Origin of the sequence: Variovorax sp. PAMC26660 (assembly GCF_014302995.1) — a bacterium.
Lineage (GTDB): Bacteria > Pseudomonadota > Gammaproteobacteria > Burkholderiales > Burkholderiaceae_C > Variovorax.
The window spans coordinates 4072854-4094597 of sequence record NZ_CP060295.1; the positions used below are offsets into that span (position 1 = coordinate 4072854).

General features: G+C 66.0%; 19 protein-coding genes and 1 tRNA gene. 14 read left to right on the forward strand and 6 right to left on the reverse strand.

The window, feature by feature from the left end; genetic code table 11:
• Nucleotides 1–100: 100 nt before the first annotated feature.
• Nucleotides 101–185, reverse strand: a tRNA-Leu gene (locus H7F35_RS19225).
• Between the two features lie 41 nt (nt 186–226).
• Here H7F35_RS19225 and cysM point away from each other — a divergent pair.
• The 3 genes from cysM (at nt 227) to H7F35_RS19240 (ending at nt 1993) form a co-directional block, all read left to right on the forward strand.
• A complete protein-coding gene (gene cysM / locus H7F35_RS19230) occupies nt 227–1129 on the forward strand; it encodes a cysteine synthase CysM (RefSeq protein WP_187108196.1) in 903 nt (300 codons plus the stop codon).
• Between the two features lie 68 nt (nt 1130–1197).
• Nucleotides 1198–1776: an NUDIX domain-containing protein gene (locus H7F35_RS19235; protein ID WP_124457892.1), complete on the forward strand. Its 579-nt coding sequence runs from the start codon at nt 1198–1200 to the stop codon at nt 1774–1776.
• A complete protein-coding gene (locus tag H7F35_RS19240) occupies nt 1766–1993 on the forward strand; it encodes a sulfurtransferase TusA family protein (RefSeq protein WP_119555274.1) in 228 nt (75 codons plus the stop codon). The genes H7F35_RS19235 and H7F35_RS19240 overlap by 11 nt, the downstream gene beginning before the upstream one ends.
• 81 nt (nt 1994–2074) lie before the next feature.
• On the opposite strand, the gene galU is transcribed toward H7F35_RS19240, so the two are convergent.
• A complete protein-coding gene (gene galU / locus H7F35_RS19245) occupies nt 2075–2965 on the reverse strand; it encodes a UTP--glucose-1-phosphate uridylyltransferase GalU (RefSeq protein ID WP_187108197.1) in 891 nt (296 codons plus the stop codon).
• A gap of 118 nt (nt 2966–3083) precedes the next feature.
• A complete protein-coding gene (locus H7F35_RS19250; protein WP_187108198.1) occupies nt 3084–5963 on the reverse strand; it encodes a valine--tRNA ligase in 2880 nt (959 codons plus the stop codon).
• 106 nt (nt 5964–6069) lie between these two features.
• Here H7F35_RS19250 and yaaA point away from each other — a divergent pair, with 106 nt between their 5' ends.
• From yaaA to H7F35_RS19300, 10 genes are all read left to right on the forward strand, one after another.
• Nucleotides 6070–6852, forward strand: a complete 783-nt coding sequence (gene yaaA, locus H7F35_RS19255; RefSeq protein WP_187108199.1) for a peroxide stress protein YaaA — start codon at nt 6070–6072, stop codon at nt 6850–6852.
• Nucleotides 6852–7694, forward strand: coding sequence for a 2OG-Fe(II) oxygenase (locus tag H7F35_RS19260; RefSeq protein ID WP_187108200.1), 843 nt, complete (start codon nt 6852–6854; stop codon nt 7692–7694). Before yaaA ends, H7F35_RS19260 begins: the two co-directional genes overlap by 1 nt.
• 13 nt (nt 7695–7707) lie before the next feature.
• Nucleotides 7708–8607 (forward strand): alpha/beta fold hydrolase, encoded by a 900-nt coding sequence (locus tag H7F35_RS19265; RefSeq protein WP_187108201.1) that lies wholly within the window; start codon nt 7708–7710, stop codon nt 8605–8607.
• Nucleotides 8604–9479 carry an NADPH-dependent 7-cyano-7-deazaguanine reductase QueF gene (gene queF, locus H7F35_RS19270; protein ID WP_187108202.1) on the forward strand — a complete coding sequence of 292 codons (876 nt, stop codon included), beginning with the start codon at nt 8604–8606 and terminating at the stop codon, nt 9477–9479. The genes H7F35_RS19265 and queF overlap by 4 nt, the downstream gene beginning before the upstream one ends.
• Before the next feature lie 118 nt (nt 9480–9597).
• Nucleotides 9598–10527 (forward strand): SDR family NAD(P)-dependent oxidoreductase, encoded by a 930-nt coding sequence (locus H7F35_RS19275; protein WP_187108203.1) that lies wholly within the window; start codon nt 9598–9600, stop codon nt 10525–10527.
• A gap of 91 nt (nt 10528–10618) precedes the next feature.
• A complete protein-coding gene (locus tag H7F35_RS19280) occupies nt 10619–11509 on the forward strand; it encodes a LysR family transcriptional regulator (protein ID WP_187108204.1) in 891 nt (296 codons plus the stop codon).
• Nucleotides 11510–11522: 13 nt separating this feature from the next.
• Nucleotides 11523–12410: a LysR family transcriptional regulator gene (locus H7F35_RS19285; protein WP_187108205.1), complete on the forward strand. Its 888-nt coding sequence runs from the start codon at nt 11523–11525 to the stop codon at nt 12408–12410.
• Nucleotides 12411–12540: 130 nt separating this feature from the next.
• A complete protein-coding gene (locus H7F35_RS19290) occupies nt 12541–13695 on the forward strand; it encodes a mandelate racemase/muconate lactonizing enzyme family protein (RefSeq protein ID WP_187108206.1) in 1155 nt (384 codons plus the stop codon).
• 82 nt (nt 13696–13777) lie between these two features.
• Nucleotides 13778–14788, forward strand: a complete 1011-nt coding sequence (locus H7F35_RS19295) for a Bug family tripartite tricarboxylate transporter substrate binding protein (protein WP_187108207.1) — start codon at nt 13778–13780, stop codon at nt 14786–14788.
• Nucleotides 14789–15095: 307 nt separating this feature from the next.
• The gene (locus tag H7F35_RS19300; RefSeq protein ID WP_187108208.1) at nt 15096–15803 is read left to right on the forward strand and encodes an arylmalonate decarboxylase; all 708 of its coding nucleotides are present in this window, start codon (nt 15096–15098) and stop codon (nt 15801–15803) included.
• Between the two features lie 6 nt (nt 15804–15809).
• On the opposite strand, the gene H7F35_RS19305 is transcribed toward H7F35_RS19300, so the two are convergent.
• The 3 genes from H7F35_RS19305 to H7F35_RS19315 form a co-directional block, all read right to left on the reverse strand.
• The gene (locus H7F35_RS19305) at nt 15810–17177 is read right to left on the reverse strand and encodes an MmgE/PrpD family protein (protein ID WP_187108209.1); all 1368 of its coding nucleotides are present in this window, start codon (nt 17175–17177) and stop codon (nt 15810–15812) included.
• 108 nt (nt 17178–17285) lie between these two features.
• A complete protein-coding gene (locus tag H7F35_RS19310; protein ID WP_187108210.1) occupies nt 17286–18449 on the reverse strand; it encodes an acyl-CoA dehydrogenase family protein in 1164 nt (387 codons plus the stop codon).
• 14 nt (nt 18450–18463) lie between these two features.
• Nucleotides 18464–19246 carry a citryl-CoA lyase gene (locus H7F35_RS19315; RefSeq protein ID WP_187108211.1) on the reverse strand — a complete coding sequence of 261 codons (783 nt, stop codon included), beginning with the start codon at nt 19244–19246 and terminating at the stop codon, nt 18464–18466.
• Between the two features lie 138 nt (nt 19247–19384).
• On the opposite strand from H7F35_RS19315, the gene H7F35_RS19320 reads away from it, so the two are divergent.
• Nucleotides 19385–21715 (forward strand): acyl-CoA dehydrogenase, encoded by a 2331-nt coding sequence (locus H7F35_RS19320; RefSeq protein ID WP_187108212.1) that lies wholly within the window; start codon nt 19385–19387, stop codon nt 21713–21715.
• Nucleotides 21716–21744: the final 29 nt, after the last annotated feature.

Genomic DNA, 21744 nt, shown 5'->3' on the forward strand with positions numbered 1-21744 from the left:
GTCCCTCGTGTCCCAACTCTTCTGATCAGAATTGGTGCAGTCTACCGCTCGCAGACGGGATTTCGTGAGGGTACGCCATCGTGTTTTGGCGCTAAATGAGTGGTGCCCGGGGCCGGAATCGAACCGGCACACCTTTCGGTGGGGGATTTTGAGTCCCCTGCGTCTACCAATTTCACCACCCGGGCACATCCGGAAGGAAGCCCAAAATTATGGCACAGTGGCTGGCATGAATTATCCGACGATCGAAGATGCCATCGGCAAAACCCCCCTGGTGGCCCTTCAGCGCATCGATGCAGCAGAGAACGCCAAGCGTGGCAACGTGATTCTCGGCAAGCTGGAAGGCAACAATCCCGCAGGTTCGGTGAAAGACCGGCCCGCGCTTTCGATGATCAAGCGAGCCGAAGAACGCGGTGAAATCAAGCCCGGCGACACGCTGATCGAAGCCACGTCCGGCAACACCGGCATCGCGCTGGCGATGGCTGCGGCCATCAAGGGCTACCGCATGGTCTTGATCATGCCGGAGGACCTTTCCGTCGAACGCGCCCAGACCATGAAGGCTTTCGGCGCCGAGCTGGTGCTCACGCCCAAGAGCGGTGGCATGGAATACGCACGCGACCTGGCCGAGCAGATGGTCAAGCAGGGCAAGGGCCGGGTGCTCGATCAGTTCGCCAACCCCGACAACCCGCGCATCCACTACGAGACCACCGGTCCCGAGATCTGGGCCGACACCAAGGGCAAGATCACGCATTTCGTGAGCGCCATGGGCACCACGGGCACCATCACCGGCGTCTCGCGCTTCCTGAAAGAAAAAAACCCGGCGGTGCGCATCATCGGCGCACAGCCGGCCGAAGGCTCGCGCATTCCCGGCATTCGCAAATGGCCGGCCGAGTACCTGCCCAAGATTTACGACCCGAGCCGGGTCGATGAAGAAATCAGTGTGAGCCAGGACGACGCCGAGGAAATGTGCCGTCGCCTGGCGCGTGAAGAGGGCATCTTCGGCGGCATCTCGGCAGCCGGTGCGCTGTGGGCCGCGCTCGAAGTGGCGAAGAAGGTCGAGAACGCGACCATCGTCTTCGTGGTCTGCGATCGGGGTGATCGCTACTTGTCGACAGGCGTTTTCCCCGCATAAGCAACGAACTGCTACGGTGCCCGTCCACGAGGCACCGCAAGCCCCAGAAAAAGAACAGAGACCACACCATGCCCCATCCCAAGTTTTGCCAGGTCTGTGCCACGCCGCTGGAGTGGATCGCCTTGATGGAAGACGGCGGCCCCAAGGAGCGCCTGCGCTGCCCGAACTGCGGCCACACCCACTGGAACAACCCCACGCCCGTGCTGGCGGCCATCGTCGAGTACCGCGGCCAGGTGCTGCTGGCGCGCAACGCGGCCTGGCCCGGCAAGATGTTCGCGCTGATCACCGGCTTCATGGAAGCTGGCGAGACGCCCGAAGAGGGTATTGCACGCGAGGTGAAGGAAGAAACGAACCTCGACGTCAGCGCCACGAAGCTCGTCGGCGCCTACGACTTCCAGCGCATGAACCAGATCATCATCGCGTACCACGTGGTGGCCGATGGCGAGGTGAAGCTCTCGCCCGAACTGGTCGACTACCGCCTCTACGACCTGCCGGACCTGCGCTGCTGGCCTGCGGGCACGGGCTACGCGCTGGCCGACTGGCTGCGCACGCGCGGCCACGAGCCTGTGTTCTTCACCGCTGCCGAAAACGAAGAGCGCCGCCGTGGGCTCAACCTGCCGCCCGAGGAGCCCAAGCGTGGAAGTTGATCGCGAAATCGACACGCGCGGGCTGAACTGCCCGTTGCCCATCCTCAAGGCCAAGAAGTCGCTCAATGACATGGCGAGCGGGCAACTGCTGAAGGTGGTGTCGACCGATCCGGGGTCAGTGCGGGACTTTCAAGCCTTTGCGCGCCAGACCGGCAATGAGCTGATGGCGCAGGAGACGGTGGGGAGCGACTTCATTCATGTGCTGAAGAGGCGCTGAACTGGATTTGAGGCCGCTGGCCCCCATCCCGGCCTTCCCCCGGGAGGGGAAGGAGAAAAACCAAGACCAAGACCGAAGCCGTTACAGCTTCAGGCTCTTGAGGTACTCGCGGAATTCGCTGCCCACTTCCGGGTGCGCCAGCGCCAGCTCCACCGTGGCCTGCAGGAAGCCTTCCTTGCTGCCGCAGTCGTAGCGGATGCCCTTGTACGCATAGGCGTAGACCGATTCCTTCTTCATCAGCGCGGCGATGCCGTCGGTCAGCTGGATCTCGCCACCCGCACCCTTGGGCTGGTTGCGGATCTCGTCGAACACGCCCGGCGTGAGGATGTAGCGGCCTGCCACGCCCAGGCGCGAGGGCGCTTCTTCGGGCTTGGGCTTCTCGACCATGCGATGGACCTTCACCAGGCCGTCCTCGACCGTCTCGCCGGCCACGATGCCGTAGCGTTTGACGTGCTCCAGCGGCACTTCCTGCACGGCCAGCAGCGACGCGCCGAGGCGGGCGAAAGCAGCGGTCATCTGCGCGAGCACCGGTTCGCCGCCCTCGGGGCCGACCATCAAGTCGTCCGCCAGCAGCACGGCAAAGGGTTCGTTGCCCACCAGGTGCTCGGCGCACAGCACCGCATGGCCCAGGCCCAGCATGCGCGGCTGGCGCACGTACGAACAGGTCATGTCGTCGGGCATCACCGAGCGGGCGATGTTCAGCAGTGCGGTCTTGCCGCTGGCCTCGAGCTGGCTTTCGAGCTCGTAGGCGGTGTCGTAGTGATCTTCGATGGCGCGCTTGTTGCGGCCGGTCACGAAGATCATGTCGCGAATGCCCGCGGCATAAGCCTCTTCCACCGCGTACTGGATCAGCGGTTTGTCGACCACCGGCAGCATTTCCTTGGGCTGCGCTTTGGTCGCGGGCAGAAAGCGGGTGCCAAAGCCCGCAACGGGAAATACAGCCTTGCGGATACGTGTCGATGGTGTGGACATGGGCAGTTCGGCGTCGGTTCGTTGGAAGATGGGAGGTCAGTCGAATCAGCAAACTGATGCTGGCGCGGCAAGCAAGTGCCGAACCATCATCCTAAACGCCCGAAACTTCCCGCGTCTGTCAGCCGAGGCGCACAAGCTGGTCGCGCAGGCGCTCCAGCGTGGCAGTGAAATCGGCCAGGCGCTTGCGCTCCAGATCGATCACGGCGGGCGGCGCCTTGGCCACGAAGGCTTCGTTGCCGAGCTTGCCGTGCACCTTGGCGATCTCGCCCTCGATGCGGGCAATTTCCTTGCCGATGCGGACCTTCTCGGCGGCCTTGTCGATTTCCATGTGCAGGCACAGGCGGGCCGCGCCGACCACTGCCACCGGCGCCGCTTCGGCTGCAGCCTGCCACGCGGCCTCGTCGTCGAAGACCTTCACTTCCTTCAGCTTGGCCAGCGCCTGCAGCACAGGCGCCGATTCGCGCAGGAAGGCCGCGCCTTCGGCATCGTCGGCCACCGCATAGAGCGGCAGGCGCACGGCGGGCGACACGTTCATCTCGCCGCGCAGCGTGCGGCATGCATCCACCAGCGCCTTGAGCCGCGCCACATGCGCTTCGGCCGCTTCGTCGATCTTCTCTGGCTGGCTCTTCGGATAAGCCGCGACCATGATCGACGCGCCCTCACGACCTGCAACCTTCGACACCTTCTGCCACAGCTCTTCCGTGATGAACGGAATCACCGGGTGCGCCAGGCGCAGCAGCGTTTCGAGCGTGCGGATCAGCGTGCGGCGCGTGGCGCGCTTTTGCGAATCGTCGCCGGTCTGGATCTGCACCTTGGCGATTTCCAGATACCAGTCGCAGAACTCGTCCCACGCGAACTGATAAATCGCATTTGCCACGTTGTCGAGCCGGTATTCCTCGAAGCCCTTGGCCACTTCGGCCTCGACGCGCTGCAGTTGCGACACGATCCAGTAGTCGGCGCGGCTGAACTTCAGGTAGCCATGCGCCGGGCCGCCGACCTTGCAGTCTTCCTTCGTGTGCTCCAACAGGCCGCAGTCCTGGCCTTCGCAGTTCATCAGCACGAAGCGCGTGGCGTTCCACAGCTTGTTGCAGAAGTTGCGATAACCCTCGCAGCGCTTGGAGTCGAAGTTGATGCTGCGGCCGAGCGAAGCCAGCGAGGCGAAGGTGAAGCGCAGCGCATCGGCGCCGAAGGCCGGAATGCCGTCCGGAAATTCCTTCTGCGTGTTCTTGCGAACGGCCGGTGCCGTCTCGGGCTTGCGCAGGCCCTGCGTGCGCTTGTCCAGCAGTTCGGGCAGCTCGATGCCGTCGATCAGGTCGACCGGGTCGAGCACGTTGCCTTCGGACTTGCTCATCTTCTTGCCTTGCGCATCGCGCACCAGGCCGTGGATGTAGACGTGCTTGAACGGCACCTTGCCGATGAAGTGCTTGGTCATCATGATCATCCGGGCGACCCAGAAGAAGATGATGTCGTAGCCCGTCACGAGCACGGTCGAGGGCAGGTACAGGTCGAGGTCCTGCGTCTTCTCGGGCCAGCCCAGCGAAGAGAAGGGCACCAGCGCCGACGAATACCAGGTGTCGAGCACGTCCTCGTCGCGCGTGAGCTTTTTGCCCGGGGCCTTGGCTTGTGCATCGGCCTCGTTCTCGGCCACGTACACGTTACCTTCCTCGTCGTACCAGGCCGGAATCTGATGGCCCCACCAGAGCTGGCGCGAAATGGTCCAGTCCTGGATGTTTTCCATCCAGTGGTTGTAGGTGTTGACCCAGTTCTCGGGCACGAAGCGCACTTCGCCCGACTTCACCACGTCGATGGCCTTCTGCGCGATCGACTGGCCGTCGGCGCCGGGGCGCGTCATGGCCACGTACCACTGGTCGGTCAGCATCGGCTCGACGATGGCGCCCGAGCGCGCGCAGCGCGGCACCATCAGCTTGTGCTTCTTCACCTCGATCAGCAGGCCCAGCGCATCGAGGTCGGCCACGATGGCCTTGCGCGCCACGAAGCGGTCCATGCCGCGGTACTTCTCGGGCGCGTTGTCGTTGATGGTCGCGTCGAGCGTGAGGATGCCGATCACTTCGAGCTTGTGGCGCTGGCCGACTGCGTAGTCGTTGTAGTCGTGCGCCGGCGTCACCTTGACGACGCCCGTGCCGAACTCCTTGTCGACGTAGTCGTCCGCAATGATCGGAATCAGCTTGTCCACCAGCGGCAGCTTCACGTGCTTGCCGATCAGGTGCTTGTAGCGTTCGTCTTCCGGGTGAACCATCACGGCCGTGTCGCCGAGCATGGTTTCGGGCCGGGTGGTGGCCACGGTCAGCGTGCCGCTGCCGTCTTCCAGCGGGTAGGCGATGTGCCAGAGCGAGCCGTCTTCTTCTTCGCTCTCGACTTCGAGGTCGCTCACCGAGGTCTTGAGCACCGGGTCCCAGTTGCCCAGGCGCTTGCCGCGGTAGATCAGGCCTTCTTCGTACAGCTTCACGAAGGTCTGCGTCACGACCGCCGAGAGGTCGTCGTCCATCGTGAAGTACTCGCGGCTCCAGTCCACCGTGTCGCCCATGCGGCGCATCTGTTCGGTGATGGTGTTGCCCGACTTCTCTTTCCATTCCCACACGCGCGCCACGAAGTTCTTGCGGCCCAGGTCGTGGCGGCTGACCTTCTGCTCCTGCAGCTGGCGCTCCACCACGATCTGCGTCGCGATGCCGGCATGGTCGGTGCCCGGCACCCACAGCGTGTTGTCGCCCTTCATGCGGTGGTAGCGCGTGAGGCTGTCCATGATCGTCTGGTTGAACGCATGGCCCATGTGCAGCGTGCCCGTCACATTCGGCGGCGGCAACTGGATCGCGAACGAATCGGCGCCTTCCTTGGGTTGCTGCGTGCCGCGGAAGCCCGCCTTGGCATAGCCGCGCTTTTCCCATTCCGGGCCCCAGTGCGCCTCGATGGCGGCGGGTTCGAACGATTTCGACAGGCTGTCGAGACCAGGTTGTGCGGAAGGGGTAGTGGGTTCGCTCATGGGGAATGCAAAACGGCACCCTCGGGTGCCGTTGGTGACAGAGGTGGGATTGCCGGGGATTTTACCGGCGCGGCTTCGGGTCATGGCAGCCACTCATAATTCCGGGATGCTCTTTCTGCTCTCCCCTGCAAAGTCTCTCGACTACGACACCCCGGTCCCCTCCGAAACCCCCGCCACCCAATCCCATTTCGAAGCTCCGCGCGGCCCCTCGGCCGAGCTGATCAAGCTGCTGCGCGAGAAGTCGCCCCAGCAGATCGCCGAACTGATGCACCTGTCGGACAAGCTCTCTGCCCTGAACGTGGCGCGCTACGAAGCCTGGTCTTCCAAAAGCACCGAGAAGAACGCCCGCCAGGCGGCCTTTGCCTTCGACGGCGACGTCTACGGCGGCCTCGATGCCCGCACGCTCACCAAGGCGCAGCTCGACTGGGCGCAAGACCACGTCTGCATCCTCAGTGGCCTCTACGGCATCCTGCGGCCGCTCGATCGGCTGCAGCCCTACCGGCTTGAAATGGGCACCGCGCTGGCCAACCGCCACGGCAAGGACCTGTACGCCTTCTGGGGCTCGCGCATTGCCGAGCACCTGAACGAGCGGCTGGCGGCCGACCGCACGCCGGTCGTCATCAACGTCGCCTCTCAGGAATACTTCAAATCGGTCGACCAGAAGGTGCTCAAGGCACGCGTGGTCGAATGCGTGTTCCAGGAGTGGAAGGGCGACAAGTACAAGATCGTGAGCTTCTTCGCCAAGCGCGCCCGCGGCCTGCTGGCCCGATGGGCCGTGCTGCACAAGGCGGCCACGCCCAAGGCGCTGGAAAAGTTCGACCTCGAGGGTTATGGTTTCGACGCAAGCGTGTCAACGGCCGAAAGGCTGGTGTTCAGAAGGAAAGTCTGATGTCTCAACCGATCAGTCCGGAACTGCGCGAATGGCTGGTGGCCCAGTTGGCGGCCGGTCATTCGGTGCCAGCACTGCGCGTGTCCATGCGCGCGGCCGGCTGGCACGATTCGGCCACCGACGTGGCGCTGGCCCAGCTCGAAGCCGGTTTCCCCGATGTCGAGGCGGCCCTGGCCCCCGCGCGCACCGAGATGCCCGGCCCCGACCTCGACGGCGCGCCGCTCTACCTCGATGCCGGCGACCGCCGCGTGCAGGTGCTGCACACGCTGCGGCATCCGCGCGTGATCGTCTTCGGCAACCTGCTGTCGACCGAGGAATGCGAAGGACTGATCGCCGCAGCCCGGGTGCGCCTGGCGCGCTCGCTCACCGTGGAAACGCGCACCGGCGGCGAAGTGCTCAACATCGACCGCACCAGCGACGGCATGTTCTTCGAGCGCGGCGAGAACGAGATCGTCGCGCGGCTCGAACAACGCCTTGCGGTGCTGCTGCGCTGGCCGCTGGAATACGGCGAGGGCCTGCAGATCCTGCGCTACGCCCCCGGCGCCCAGTACCGCCCGCACTACGACTATTTCGACCCCCAAGAGCCCGGCACGCCCACCATCCTCAAGCGCGGCGGCCAGCGCGTGGCCACGCTCGTGATGTACCTGCAGGAGCCCGAACAGGGCGGCGCCACCACATTCCCCGACGTGGGCCTTGAAGTCGCACCCGTGCGCGGCACCGGCGTGTTCTTCAGCTATGACCGCCCCGACCCCGCCACCCGCACCCTGCACGGCGGTGCGCCGGTGCTGGCCGGCGAGAAGTGGGTCGCCACCAAATGGCTGCGCGAGCGCGAATTCAAGTAATCACAAGGACGAGATGAAAGTCAACGCCAACGGCCTGCAGATCGAAGTCGACGATACCGGTGGCGAAGGACGCCCCGTCATCCTGCTCATCATGGGCCTGGGCATGCAACTGGTGGCGTGGCCCGCCGCCTTCGTGCAGCAACTGGTCGACGACGGCTTTCGCGTGGTGCGTCACGACAACCGCGACATCGGCCTGAGCCAGGGCTTCGACCATGCCGGCACCGGCAACATCGTCTGGGAAACCATCCGCCACCGCCTCGGCCTGAAAGTGCGCTCGGCCTACACCCTGCAGGACATGGCGCTCGATTCGCTCGGCGTGCTCGACGCACTGGGCATCGCCAAGGCGCACATCGTCGGCGCCTCGATGGGCGGCATGATCGCGCAGCGCATCGCGGCCACCGCGCCGCAGCGCACGGCCAGCCTCGTGAGCATCATGAGTTCGAGCGGCGCGCGCGGCCTGCCCGGCCCGCGCCGCGAAGTCGCGTCCATGCTCATGCGCCGCCCGCTGGGCAAGGGCGAGGCCGAACTCGTGGCGCACAGCATCAGGCTGCTGCGGCTCATCCAGAGCCCGGCCTATCCGCAGACCGATGAAGAATTGGCCGAGCGCCTCACCTTCAGCATGCGCCGCGCGTACCACCCGGCCGGCCTGATGCGGCAGATGCTCGCCATCGGCGCCGACGACGAACGCCCCAAGGTGCTGCCGCAAATCCAGCGCCCGACGCTGGTGCTGCACGGCGATGCCGATGCCCTCGTGCCCATTGCTTGCGGAGAAGACTCGGCCAAGCGCATTCCCGGTGCGAAGTTCATCGCCGTTCCCGGCATGGGCCACGACCTGCCGCCCCAGGTCTGCACCATCCTCGCCAACCACATCGCCCCGTTCGCCCATGCGGCGCACGCCAAGGATAAGCCATGAGCCTCGACAACCACCCCGACAACGCAAACACCCCCGAACAATCGCAACTGGGCCGCGCCTCGGCCTATGCCGACAAGTACGACCCCTCGCTGCTGTTCCCCATTGCCCGCGCCACCCAGCGCGAAGCCATGGGCATCAAGACCGGCGCGTTGCCCTTCTTCGGCGCCGACCTCTGGACCGCCTTCGAAGTGAGCTGGCTCAATCCGCGCGGCAAGCCGCAACTGGCCATTGCGCACTTCACCATTCCCTGCGAAACGCCGAACATCATCGAGAGCAAGTCCTTCAAGCTCTACCTGAACAGCTTCAACAACAGCACCTTCGCGAGCATCGACGCCGTGCGCGAACACCTGCGCACCGATCTCGCCGAAGCGGCATGGCGCGGCAGCGACCAGTCGGGCGGCATCGGCGTGAAGCTGCTCACGCCCGAGCTGTTCGACCGCGAGCCGGTGCATGAAATCGACGGCCTCGACCTCGACCGGCTCGACATCGAGTGCACCCACTACCAGCCCGCACCCGAGCTGCTGACCAGCGACACCACGCAGGTGCATGTGAACGAAACCCTGACGAGCCGCCTGCTCAAGAGCAACTGCCTCGTCACCGGCCAGCCCGACTGGGGCAGCGTGCAGATCCGCTACAGCGGCCCGCCCATCGAGCAGGCCGGGCTGCTCGCGTACATCGTGAGCTTTCGCAACCACAACGAGTTCCACGAGCCGTGTGCCGAGCGCATGTTCACGGACATCTGGAGCCGCTGCAAGCCGACCAAGCTCGCGGTGTATGCGCGCTACACGCGGCGCGGCGGGCTGGACATCAACCCGTTCCGCACGAGCTGGCCGCAGGCGCTGCCGGCCAATATCCGTACCGCGCGGCAGTAAGTCGCCGGGGCGCCGCTGAAGACCCTCTTCGTAAATCCGAAACCCGTAGCCCGCCCCCTGTGGCATTCTGGAATCGACCCCGCGAACCCGCGGTCGAACATCCGGAGCAGAGACAAAAATGGTTGAAGGAAAAGTGGTCGTCGTCACCGGCGCGGGCGGCGGCATCGGGCGCGACATTGCATTGGCCATGGCCAGCAACGGCGCCAAGGTGGTGGTCAACGACATTGGCGCCGCGCTCGACGGCGCACTCGCCGCCGAAGGCGGCGGCGCAGTGGGCAGCGCCGGCCCGGCGCAGCAGGTGGTCGACGAGATCCGCGCCGCCGGCGGCCAGGCCGTGCCGAACACCGACAGCGTGGCCGACGCCGCCAGCGCGGCGCGCATCGTCGAATGCGCCGTCGAGAGCTTCGGCCGCATCGACGCGGTGATCAACAACGCCGGCATCCTGCGCGACCGCTTCTTCCACAAGATGTCGGTCGACGAGTGGGATTCCGTGCTCAAGGTGCACCTGTACGGCGCCTACTACGTGAGCCGCGCGGCTGCCACGCACTTCAAGGAACAGAACGCCGGCGCGATGGTGCACATGACCTCGACCTCGGGCCTGATCGGCAACTTCGGCCAGGCCAACTACGCAGCGGCCAAGCTCGGCATCGTGGCGCTGTCGAAATCGATCGCGCTCGACATGCTCAAGTTCAACGTGCGCTCCAACTGCATCGCGCCCTTTGCCTGGAGCCGCATGATCGGCGCCATTCCCACCGACACCGACGAGCAGCGCGCCCGCGTCGACAAGATCAAGCAGATGACGCCCGCCAAGGTGGCGCCGCTCGCCGTGTACCTGGCGAGCGATGCGGCGAGCGCGGTCAACGGGCAGATCTTCTCGGTGCGCAACAACGAGATTTCGCTCATCAGCCAGCCGCGGCCGGTGCGTTCCGTTCATCGCTCCGAAGGCTGGACGCCGCAGAGCATTGCCGAGCACGCCATGCCCGCGATGCGCGCCAGCTTCTACCCGCTGGACCGCTCGGCCGACGTGTTCAGTTGGGACCCGGTCTGAGGTCAAACCCGCAGAAGGGCGCACACCGAGGCGCGCACCGCGCCATTCGCCGGACAATGCGCGTTCCTTTTCTCCTTGCTGCGGCTGCCCGGTGAACCTGCATTTCGACCTGTTCGACCTGAAACTGTTCGTCTACGTGGCGGACGCGCGCAGCCTCACGCGCGGCGCCGAGAAAGCCTGCATCTCGCTGGCCGCCGCTTCCACCCGCATCAAGCAGATGGAAGAGGCCGTGGGCGGCAAGCTGCTGCACCGCAGTGCGCAGGGCGTGACGCTCACCGCCGCCGGGCAGGCCGTGCTGTACCACGCCAAGCGCGTGATGCAGCAGATGGAGCACCTGCGCTGCGACATGCAGGACTTCGGCAAGGGCATCAAGGGCCATGTGCGCGTGTTTGCCAACACCACCTCCATCACCGAGTACCTGCCGCAGAAGCTGGCGGGCTTTCTCACGCAGCATCCGGCCGTGCAGGTGGACCTGCGCGAATACCTGAGCGAGGAAATCGTGCGCGCGGTGGCCGACGGCGAAGCCGACATCGGCATCCTGGCCGGCGACGTGCACACCGGCGATTTCGACGCGCGCGCGTTCGGCAGCAACCAGCTCGTGCTGGTGGTGCCGCTCACACACCATCTGGCGGGCGCGCCCTCGGTGGCCTTTGCCGACACGCTGGATGAACAGCACGTGGGCCTGCACCACGGCAGCGCGATCCATCGCTTCCTGCAGCGCCGCGCCGAGCTGGCGGGCCGGGGCTTCAACCCGCGCATCCAGGTCAGCAGCTTCGAGGCTATCTGCCTGATGATCGAAGCGGGCGTGGGCGTCGGCGTGCTGCCGGCGTCTTCGGCGCAGCGGTTGTCGATGGCGATGCGGATTGCCACTGTTTCATTGAGCGATGCATGGGCCGAGCGCGAACTCAAGCTCATCGCGCGCAACCGCGAGCAACTGCCGGCCTCGGCGCGCGAACTGTTCGACCACCTCGTCGCGCCCTGAAGGCGCGCGCCGCATGTCTGCTGACCTGAAATCGCTGCGCCTTTTCGTGGCCGTGGCCGACCACGGCAGCATCAGCGAGGGTGCCAAGCGCTGTCACATTGCACTGGCGGCCGCGAGCAAACGCATCTCCGACCTCGAAGCCCGCGCGCGGCTGCCGCTGCTGGTGCGCCATGCGCGCGGCGTCACGCTCACCTCGGCGGGCCACGGCCTGCTGTTGCATGCGCGTTCCGTGCTGTCGGCCATGGACCGGCTGGGCGCCGAACTCGATGATTTCCAGAACGGCGTGGCGGGCGTGGTCAGCATCACGGCCAACGCGTCGACCATCGCGCAGTTCTTGCCGGCGCAGATCGGCTCCTTCCTGCGGCTGCATCCGGTGCTCAAGATCGACCTGCAGGAGCGTGCCAGCACCGAGGTGGTGAAGGCGGTGCAGGCCGGCCTGGCCGACATCGGCGTGATCGAGGGCAACACGCCCGCCGAGAACTTGGAATGCCTGCCGTACCGAACTGACGAGCTGGCCGTGATCGTCGCGCGCGACCATCCGCTGGCCCGGCGCAAGCGCATCGGCGTGGACGAGGTGCTGCGGCACGACCATATCGTGGTGCGCGAAGGCACTGCTCTGCACCGCGTGCTGCTGAGCGCAGCGCTGGAGGCGCAGGTGCCGCTCAAGGTGCGCATGCAGGTCGGCAGCTTCGACATGGTGTGCCGAATGGTGGAGCAGGGCGTGGGCATCGGCGTGCTGCCCTATGCGGCCGTGCTGTCGCAGCTGCAGATCCTGCGCCTGCGCTGCCTGAAGCTCGATGCGCCCTGGGCGATGCGTCGGCACCTGCTGTGCGTGCGTCGGCAGCAAGACCTGACCGTGGCCGCGCGTTCGGTGCTCGAACACCTAGGTCGGCCCGACTGAGCCCGAGCCTTCGCGGGGCACGAAGCCTCGCGCCTGCCAAAAACGAATTGTTCTCCAGCGGCCGGCGCGCAAAGATGGCTCTCGACAGATCGAAAGATCACCAGATGGCCACAAAACAAAGGAGACATTCTTGAAGATCATCCGCGTCAGCGCCACGCCGCTGAACATTCCCGTCACCATCGACGTGGTGGGCCTGAACAAGCAGACCTCGCTGTCCCTGTGCCTGACCGAGATCGAGACCGACACCGGCCTCGTCGGCCACGGCATGACCGCCATCACCGAGGAAGAAATCATCGCCGCCGCCGTGCGCGAGGTGGCCGGTCCCGCGCTGATCGGCGAAGACCCGATGGCCACCGAACGCCTGTGGGACAAGCTCTACTGGCTGCTGTCGCCGCGCGGCCAGACCGGCTACGCCAGCCACACCATCGCCGCGCTCGACATCGCGCTGTGGGACATCAAGGCCAAGGCGCTCGGCCAGCCGCTGTGGCGCCTGCTGGGCGGGGCACGCGCCAAGGTGCCGGTGTACGCCACCTTCGGCTTCGGCTTCTTCGAGCGCGACCAGCTCGCCGCCGCCGCAAAGCTCTGGGTGTCGCAGGGCTTCCAGCGCCTGAAGATGACGGTCGGCAACCATGCGCTGGCGCGCCGCGATGAGCCGCGACCGCTCGATGAAGTCATTGCCGAAGACGTGCGTCGCGTTGCCGCCGTGCGCGAAGCCGTCGGCCCTGATGTGAAGCTGTACGTCGATGCCAACTGCGGCCTCGACCTGTTCCATGCGACCGAACTGGCGCAGCGCATCGAGCCCTACGGCATCAGCTTCTTCGAGGAACCGCTCACGCAGAACGATGTGCGCCAGATGGCCCAGTTGCGCGCGCGCACCCGCATCCCGCTGGCCTGCGGGCAGAACGAAGGCCTGGCCTTCCGCTTTCGCGACCTGCTGGTGAACCAGGCGGCCGACGTGCTGCAACCCAACGTGACCATCTCGGGTGGTTATTCGCAGTGCCTGAAGATCGCGGGCATGGCGCAGGCCTTCAACGTGCCCATCGACAACGGCGGCGCCTGGCCCTTCCACAACATGCATCTGCATGCGGGTGTGTCGAACGGCGGCTTGGTGGAGTACCACTACGTCGCGGTGAAGATGCTCGAGAAAATTTTCGACGGCCTGCCGGTGCCTGATGGAGGCTGGCTCACGCTGCCCGAGACGCCGGGGCTCGGCTTCACGCCCAACGCGGAGCGCGTGCGCGAGCTGGCGAAACTGCCGACCTCGCACGGCAAGGGCAAGGCCTGAACCGAGCGACGACACGCGAGACTTCCGAACACGACCAGGCCGCAAAGACGGCCGGCGACGACCCCAGAACAACGGAGACACGATGAACGCCAGCAGACAAGCGAATCGCCCGGCACGCCGGCATGCATTGCGGGCCGCAGTGGCCCTGGGCCTGATGGGTGCGCTCGCCGTGCCCGCTGCGTGGGCGCAGCAGAAGTATCCCGACAAGCCTATCCGCCTCGTGGTGGGCTACTCGGCCGGCGGTGGGGTCGATGCGGTGGCGCGCCTGCTCGGTGTGCGTTTGTCGGCGGTGCTGGGCCAGCAGGTGCTGGTGGAAAACCGCACCGGTGCCACCGGGCTCATTGCTGCCGATCTCGTGGCGAAGGCGCCGCCCGATGGCTACACGTTGATGATGGGCGACAGCGCGTTGCTCATCGCCAAGCTGCTGCAGCCGAAGATGGGCATCGATCCGTTGACCAGCTTCAAGCCGGTGGCGGGCGCTTTCATCTCGCCGCTGATGATCGTCACCGGCAACGACTTTCCCGCGAAGACACCGGCCGAACTGGTGGCGCTGCTCAAGGCGCATCCGGCACGCTATTCGTTTGCAACTTCGGGCGTCGGCACCGTGCAGCACCTGGGCTTCGAGATGCTCAAGCAGTCCACTGGCACGTTTGTCGTGCATGTGCCGTACCGCGGTGCCGCGCAGATCGTGCCAGACGTGATCGGTGGTCAGGTGCCCATCGGCGTGGTCAGCGCCACGGCCGCGATGGCGCAGGCCAAGGCCGGCAAGCTGCGCGCGCTGGCGCTGATGAACACCGCGAAGCTCGAAGGTGCGGAGAGTGTTGCGCCGCTGGCCGATGCGCTGCCGGGCTTCGATGTGGCGCCGCGCATCTTCCTGCTTGCACCTGCAGGCACGCCCAATGACATCGTCGAAAAGCTTTCGGCCGCGGTGAAGGCCGTGCTCGAAACGCCCGAAGCGGGTGTCGCTGCTGCCGCGCAAGGCACCTTGCGCGCCTATGCCACGCCGGCCCAACTGGGCAAGGACATGGCCGAAGAGACCACGCGATGGAAACGCATCATCACTGAGCAGCACATCGTGGCGGATGGGGGGTAGTTTGAAGCCTTTGCTGTTCAGGGCGACGCTCACGCCGACACGGTGCTCTTTTTCGCGAATGTCCCCCGCTTCGCTCCTCCTTTATTTAGCTAAAAAGAGCCCCGTATCGACGTGAGCGTTATGCGGAGCGGTCGTTGATCGGCGGTGCACCAGCAGCGTGTCCAGGTGCGAATGACGCCAGGTGCTCCCCGCAGCGAAATAAAGGAGGAGCGAAGCGGGGGACATTCGCGGAGGGGAGCACCTGGTGTCATTCGCACTCACCCTGAAAAAAACCAACCCACAACAGCAAAGCAATTGGAGCCACTGAATGACACAACCCCATCTAGGCCTGATCGTTCCCCCCGCAGCCGGCGCGGTGCCGGTGGACGGCCCCTTGCTCTACGGCGACCGAATTCGCTTCAGCGCGCGCGGCCTTGGCCTCGGTGAAATCTCCACGCGCGGCTACACGGAAGTGATCGACTCGGTCATCGGCAAGGCGCTCGAACTCAAGGCCGAAGGCGTCAGCGCCGTGTCGCTCATGGGCACTTCGCTGAGCTTCTTTCGCGGTGCTGAATTCAACCAGCAACTGGAAGCGGAAATGGCGCGCACCACCGGCCTGCCGTGTTCCACCATGAGCAACGCCATCATCAACGGGCTGCGCAGCCTGACGGTGCGGCGCGTGGCGGTGGCTACTGCCTACATCGACGAAGTCAACGTACACCTGCGACGCTACCTGGAGCAGAGCGACTTCGAACCGCTGGCGCTTGAAGGCCTGTCGATTTCCGACGTGCAGAAGGTCGGCGCGGTGCCGACGCAGGTGCTGGTCGACCTTTGCGTGAAAGTCTTCGAAGCCCAGCCCGGCGCGGACGGCATCCTCATCTCGTGCGGCGGACTGGTCACGCTCGATGCAGTGCAAGAGGTCGAGGCGCGGCTTCAGGTGCCGGTTGTCTCCAGTTCACCGGCAGGCTTCTGGGACCTGGTGCGCACGGCCGGGCTCGATGCGCGCTCGCCCGGCCACGGGCGCCTTTTTGCCTGAGTCGTTCTAGGCGAACAGGCGTTCGACCTTCGGCGTATCGGCCAGTTGCCAGATGCGCTGGCACAAGGCCTTCGCCTCTTGCGCCGTTGCGCCCTCGCCGTAGTGCGTCAGGCGCTGCATCTTGTCCTCGATCTCGGCGCGGCTCAGGCTGTTGCCTGGGTCGCCCTTGGGTTCGTCCACGCGGCCCTGCAGCGTGCGGCCATCGGCAGTGTGCACGCTGACCTTGCCGATCCAGCGTGCGGGGTAGGCGGTGTCGACTTCGGCGTCGAGCTGCATCGTCACCTTGTCGCGGAAGGCCGCCACTTCGGGGGCAAGAAAGTCGCGGTCGAACTCGCCCAGACCCGCGCGGCCGTGTACGGCGATCAGGCCCAGCACCGTGCCCATCGAGAACTTGCCCTGGTGCACCGTGGCCGGCACCGTCACGCGGCCCAGCACGTCGATGGCTCCTTGATGCACGTGCGTGGTCACGTGCGAAACGTCTGCCGGCGTGAGCTTGTTCTGCGTCATCACCTGCAGCAGCGCATCAGCCGCGGGATGGGTGTGGCGGCAGGAGGCGTGGTACTTGAAGGAGGTTTCGGCCAGCGCCCAGCGTGTGCCGAGCCCATCTGTGAGCTTCGCCGGATCGGCGTCGCTCGACATGCCCACGCCGAGGCCCTGTGCGCCTTCGAGGATTCTTGCGGCACCGGTGAAGCCGTCCTGCGCCAGGTAGGCCGACATCAATCCGCTGGCTGCGGCATGCGCGCAATGCAGTTGCTTGGAGTCGGCGGCATCGCGCAGAAACTCCCACACACCGGCCGACTGCGTGCCTGCCGAGCCGAAGGCATGCAGCATCTGTTGCGGCGTGAGATTCAGCAGGCGACCTACGGCGGCAGCGGCTGCGAGCGTGCCCGCTGTCGCAGTGGTGTGGAAGGTCTTGTAGTGGGAGCGTCCGAGGAACTCGCCGACGCGGATGCCGACTTCGTAGCCCGCGACAACCGCCGTCAACAACTGCGCGCCGCTCGCGCCGATGCTCTGTGCCACCGCGAGTGCGGGCGCAATCACCACGGCGGCCGGGTGAAACACCGAGCCGTTGTGCACGTCGTCCTGCTCGACATAGTGCGAGGCGGCGGCATTGACCAGCGCCGCGAACAACGGCGAGCTGGTGCGGCGCGAGGTCAGTATTTCACTGGGCCCATCGGCGGGCCCCATCATCTGCGCGAAGCGTTCGATGCTGCGTATGGGGCGTGACGTGCGGGCCGCGAGCACCGAGCCGAGCCAGTCGAGCATCAGGTCTTCGGTGCGGCGCAGCACGGGCGCGGGGATGTCGCCGAACTGTAGTGCGGCGGCGAAGGTGGCGAGCGTCTTGCTGGGGTGGTCGATGGTGGCGGAAGTCATGAAGGATCCTTTCGTGGAACACCGAGGAACCGGCTATGCCGGGCCTCAGGTGTTGCCCCCGGTAGGGGTTGGAGAAGCGACACGAAGTGCGCGAAGCCTGGGGGCGAGTCAAAAAGACCGGGGCAGGCCGAGCATGTGTTCGGCCACGTAGCTCAGGATGAGGTTGGTCGAGATCGGCGCGACCTGGTACAGCCGCGTTTCCCTGAACTTGCGCTCGATGTCGTATTCGCAGGCAAAGCCGAAGCCGCCGTGGAACTGCAGGCAGGCATTCGCCGCCTCCCAGCTCGCCTTGGCCGCAAGGTACTTCGCCATGTTGGCCTGCGCGCCGCAGGGCTGGTGCGCGTCGAACAGGCGGCAGGCTTCGTAGCGCATGAGGTTCGCCGCTTCGATCTCGATGAAGGCCTCGGCAATCGGAAACTGCACGCCCTGGTTCTGGCCGATGGGTCGGCCGAACACCACGCGCTCCTTGGTATAGGCCGTCACCTTGTCGATGAACCAGTAGCCGTCGCCGATGCATTCGGCCGCGATCAGCGTGCGCTCGGCGTTCAGGCCGTCGAGGATGTACTTGAAGCCCTGGCCTTCCACGCCGATCAGGTTCTCCGCCGGAATCTCCAGGTTCTCGAAGAACAGCTCGTTGGTCTCGTGGTTCACCATGTTCAGGATCGGCCGCACCGTCATGCCTTTGCCGATGGCCTCGCGCAGGTCGACGATGAAGATCGACATGCCTTCGGATTTCTTCTTCACGTCCGCCAGTGGCGTGGTGCGCGCCAGCAGGATCATCAGGTCCGAATGCTGGATGCGCGAGATCCACACCTTCTGCCCGTTGATGACGTAGCGGTCGCCCTTCTTCACGGCCGTGGTCTTGATCTTGGTGGTGTCGGTGCCGGTGCTGGGCTCGGTCACGCCCATCGACTGCAGGCGCAGTTCGCCGGTGGCAATGCGCGGCAGGTACTCGCGCTTTTGCGCTTCGCTGCCGTGGCGCAGCAGCGTGCCCATGTTGTACATCTGGCCGTGGCAGGCGCCGGAGTTGCCGCCGCAGCGGTTGATCTCTTCCATGATGACCGAGGCTTCGGTCAGGCCCAGGCCCGAGCCACCGTATTCCTGCGGGATCAGCGCGGCCATCCAGCCGGCCTTGGTGAGCGCGTCGACGAATTCGGCGGGGTAGCCGCGCGCCTCGTCGATCTTGCGGAAGTATTCGTTGGGGAACTGCGCGCACAGGTCGCGCACGGCGTCGCGGATGTCGGGGAAGCTCTTGTCGTTGGCGTTGTTCATCGGTTGCTGCTCGCTCAGTCCTGGCGCGGGCCGCCGGCTTCTTTTTCCACACGCTGCCAGATCTCGATGGCCATCGGGTCGTCGATCTCTTCGAGGATGTGGCCCACGAGCCCGATGGCGCGCGCCATCACGCCGAAGCCGCGAATGATCTTCCACGGAAAGCCGAACTCGGCGGCAATCGCACCGATGGCGCCCGTGGCGTTGATCGGCAGCGACTTGCCCGACACGCGCTCGGCTTCTTCCTGCACCGCCTGCATCAGCGCCACGTAGTGGCTGGACAAGCCGTTCTCCGCCGCGATCTGGAACAGGCGCGGCGTGCGCGGATCGATCGGCTTGTGCAATGGATGGCCCAGGCCCGGCACGATCTGCTTGCGCGCGCGGTGGTCGGCCACGATGTCCTTTGCCATGTCGGCGAGCGGGCGTGTCGGCTTCTCGCCGAACGGAATCGCCTCGTACAGCATCTTGGCGGCGCCTTCGGTGCTGCCCACGAACACAGTGCCCAGCCCGCAAAGGCCAGCGGCCACTGCTGCCTGCAGTGCCTCGGGGGCGCCCGCGTAGGTGAGGCGCGCGGCCAGCGCGCTGGGTGTGATGCCGTGCTCGACCAGCGTGACGACGATGGCGTTGAAGGTCACTGACTCCTGTGGCGTCGGGATGCGCCCGGTCAGCTCCAGGAAGGCCATGTCGCCCAGGTTCAGGTGGCCGAGGATCTCGGAAGGCAGGTCGCGCCCGCGAACGGTGATTTTGTCGGGCGTGCTGTGGCCGAGTTCGGTGTGCAGGGATTTCTTGATCTTGGTCATGGCGCGAATTTATGCCTCCTCGCGCAAGACTGCTCTGTGATTGCGAAACCCTCCCTTCGGCAAATGCAAATGCCCTGTGGCGGTGTCTTCAGGCACGCTGCGATTCGTCTTTGCAACGGAACGAGGCAGGCAAACTGGATGGACACCGAATCACTTGCGGCAGTGCGCGAAGCAGCGCTGGACTACTTCGCGCGCAGCCGCGCCATCGGCAGGCGCCGCACCCGCACCGAACAACCGGACGCTGACGAGGCGCTGGGCTGGCCTGAGATCGCGGCGCTTGGCTGGCCCGGCATGCTGGCGCCTGAATCTGCGGGCGGCCTTGCGTTGGGGCTCGACGGTGCGGCAGAAATCCTGCGCGCGGCCGGCGAGCACGTGGCGCCTGAACCGCTGCTCGCGGTGGCCGGCCTCAGCGCGCTGTTGCTGGCTCGGCTGAACACGCCGGGCGCGCACGCCTTGCTCCGCGAACTGGTTGAAGGCCGCAGCCTGCCCGCACTGGCCTGGCAGGAAAGCGCGGGCGACCTGAGCGCGGTGCCGCTGGCCTGTGGTTGCGAGGTGCACGGCGCAAAGGCCGGCGGTGTGCTTCTGCAAGGCGAAAAACTCATGGTGCTGCCCGGCGCCGCCGCCAGCGGCTGGCTGGTGTCTGCGCGCGGCGACGACGATGCGGTGCTGCTGTGGGTGCCGCGCGGCACCGAAGGCGTGACCGAGACGCTGGTGCCGCTGGTCGATGGCAGCCAGGCGGCCAACCTGCGTTTCGAGCAGGTCGCGCTGCCGCCTGGTGCCGTGCTGGCCCAAGGGCCTGCCGCGCAAGATGCGCTGCGCCATGCGCTCGCCGCCGGCCAGATCCTGCAGGCGGCCGAGCTGCTGGGCGCGGGGCAGGCGATGCTGGCCCAGACCCTGGCGTACCTGCGCACGCGCTCGCAGTTCGGCAAGCCCATCGGCAGCTTCCAGGCGCTGCAGCATCGCTGTGTCGACATGTTCATTCACCTCGAAGTGGCGCATGCCACCTTGAACGAGGTGCTGGCATTGGCCGCGCAGGATCTGTCGTGCAATCGGCTCGAAGCCGAGGCGAGCCGCGTGAACGCGCGTTGCACCGCAGCCGCGCTGCAGGCTTCGCGCGCGGCTGTGCAGTTGCATGGCGCCATCGGCTACACGCAGGAGTGCGACCTGAGCCTGTTCTACAAGCGCGTGCTGTGCCTTTCCGCATGGCTGGGCAACGTCACTGCGCATCAGCGCCGGCATGCCGCGTTGACGGACGAGGCCGACACGAGCGCAGGCCCGGCGGCGGCATGGACTGGCGAGTTCCCGCGACAGGCCGACTGGGCCGCGATGCCCGAGCCCGAGTTCCGCCGCATGGTGCGCGGCTTTCTGCAGCAGCGCTACCCGCAAGAACTGCGCTACCTGTCGCACCGCGCACGCTGGAGCGAGATGCGCGACTGGTACCTCACGCTGTCCGCGCAAGGCTGGATCGCACCGGCATGGCCGCAGGCGCACGGCGGCATGGGCCTGCCGGCCGACAAGCTCATCGCCTGGATCGAGGAGCTGGAGCAGTACGGCGTGGCACGCGCGCCCGACCAGGGCATCGTGATGATCGGGCCGCTGCTGATCCAGCATGGCACGCCTGAACAGCAGCAGCGCTTTCTGCCGCGCATCTTGAGCGGCGAGAACGTCTGGTGCCAGGGCTATTCCGAACCCAACGCCGGCTCCGACCTCGCGGGCCTGCGCACCGAGGCCTTGCCCGCGCGCGATGCGCAAGGCGATCACTTCATCGTCAACGGCCAGAAGATCTGGACCACGCTCGCGCAGGATGCCAACCACATCTTCATGCTGGTGCGTACCGACAAGGACGCGCGCAAGCAGGAGGGCATCAGCTTCCTGCTGTGCGACCTGCGCACGCCGGGCATCACGGTGCGGCCGATCCACACGCTGGCGGGCGAGCCGGAGTTCTGCGAGGTGTTCTTCGACAACGTGCGCGTGCCGGCCGAGAATCTGGTTGGCAAGCTGCATGGCGGCTGGACGATCGCAAAGGCGCTGCTGGGTTTCGAGCGCATCTTTCTTGGCAGCCCCAAGCAATCGCAGTACGCACTGGGCCAGCTGGCGCGGCTGGCGCAGGCGCGACGCCTGTTTGCCGACCCGGTGTTCGCGCAGCGCTTCGCGGCGCTGCGGCTCGACGTGGCCGACCTGACCGCCGCCTACACCAGCTTTGCCGACATCGTGCGGGCCGGCAAGCCGCTGCCCGCGTCGGTGTCGCTGCTGAAGATCTGGGCCAGCGAGACCTACCACCGCATCGGCGCGCTGCTGGTCGAGGCCGGGGAAGAGCAGGGCGCCGTTGCCGGCGACCAGCTGCTCGACGGGCAGACCTTCAACGTGCTGTCGCCGCTCATCGGCTCCACGGCCGCAATGATCTACGGCGGCACCAACGAGATACAGCGCAACATCCTCGCCCGGCAAGTCCTGGACTTACCGGCCTGAGAGATGTGAGCCGCCGAAGAAATACACAA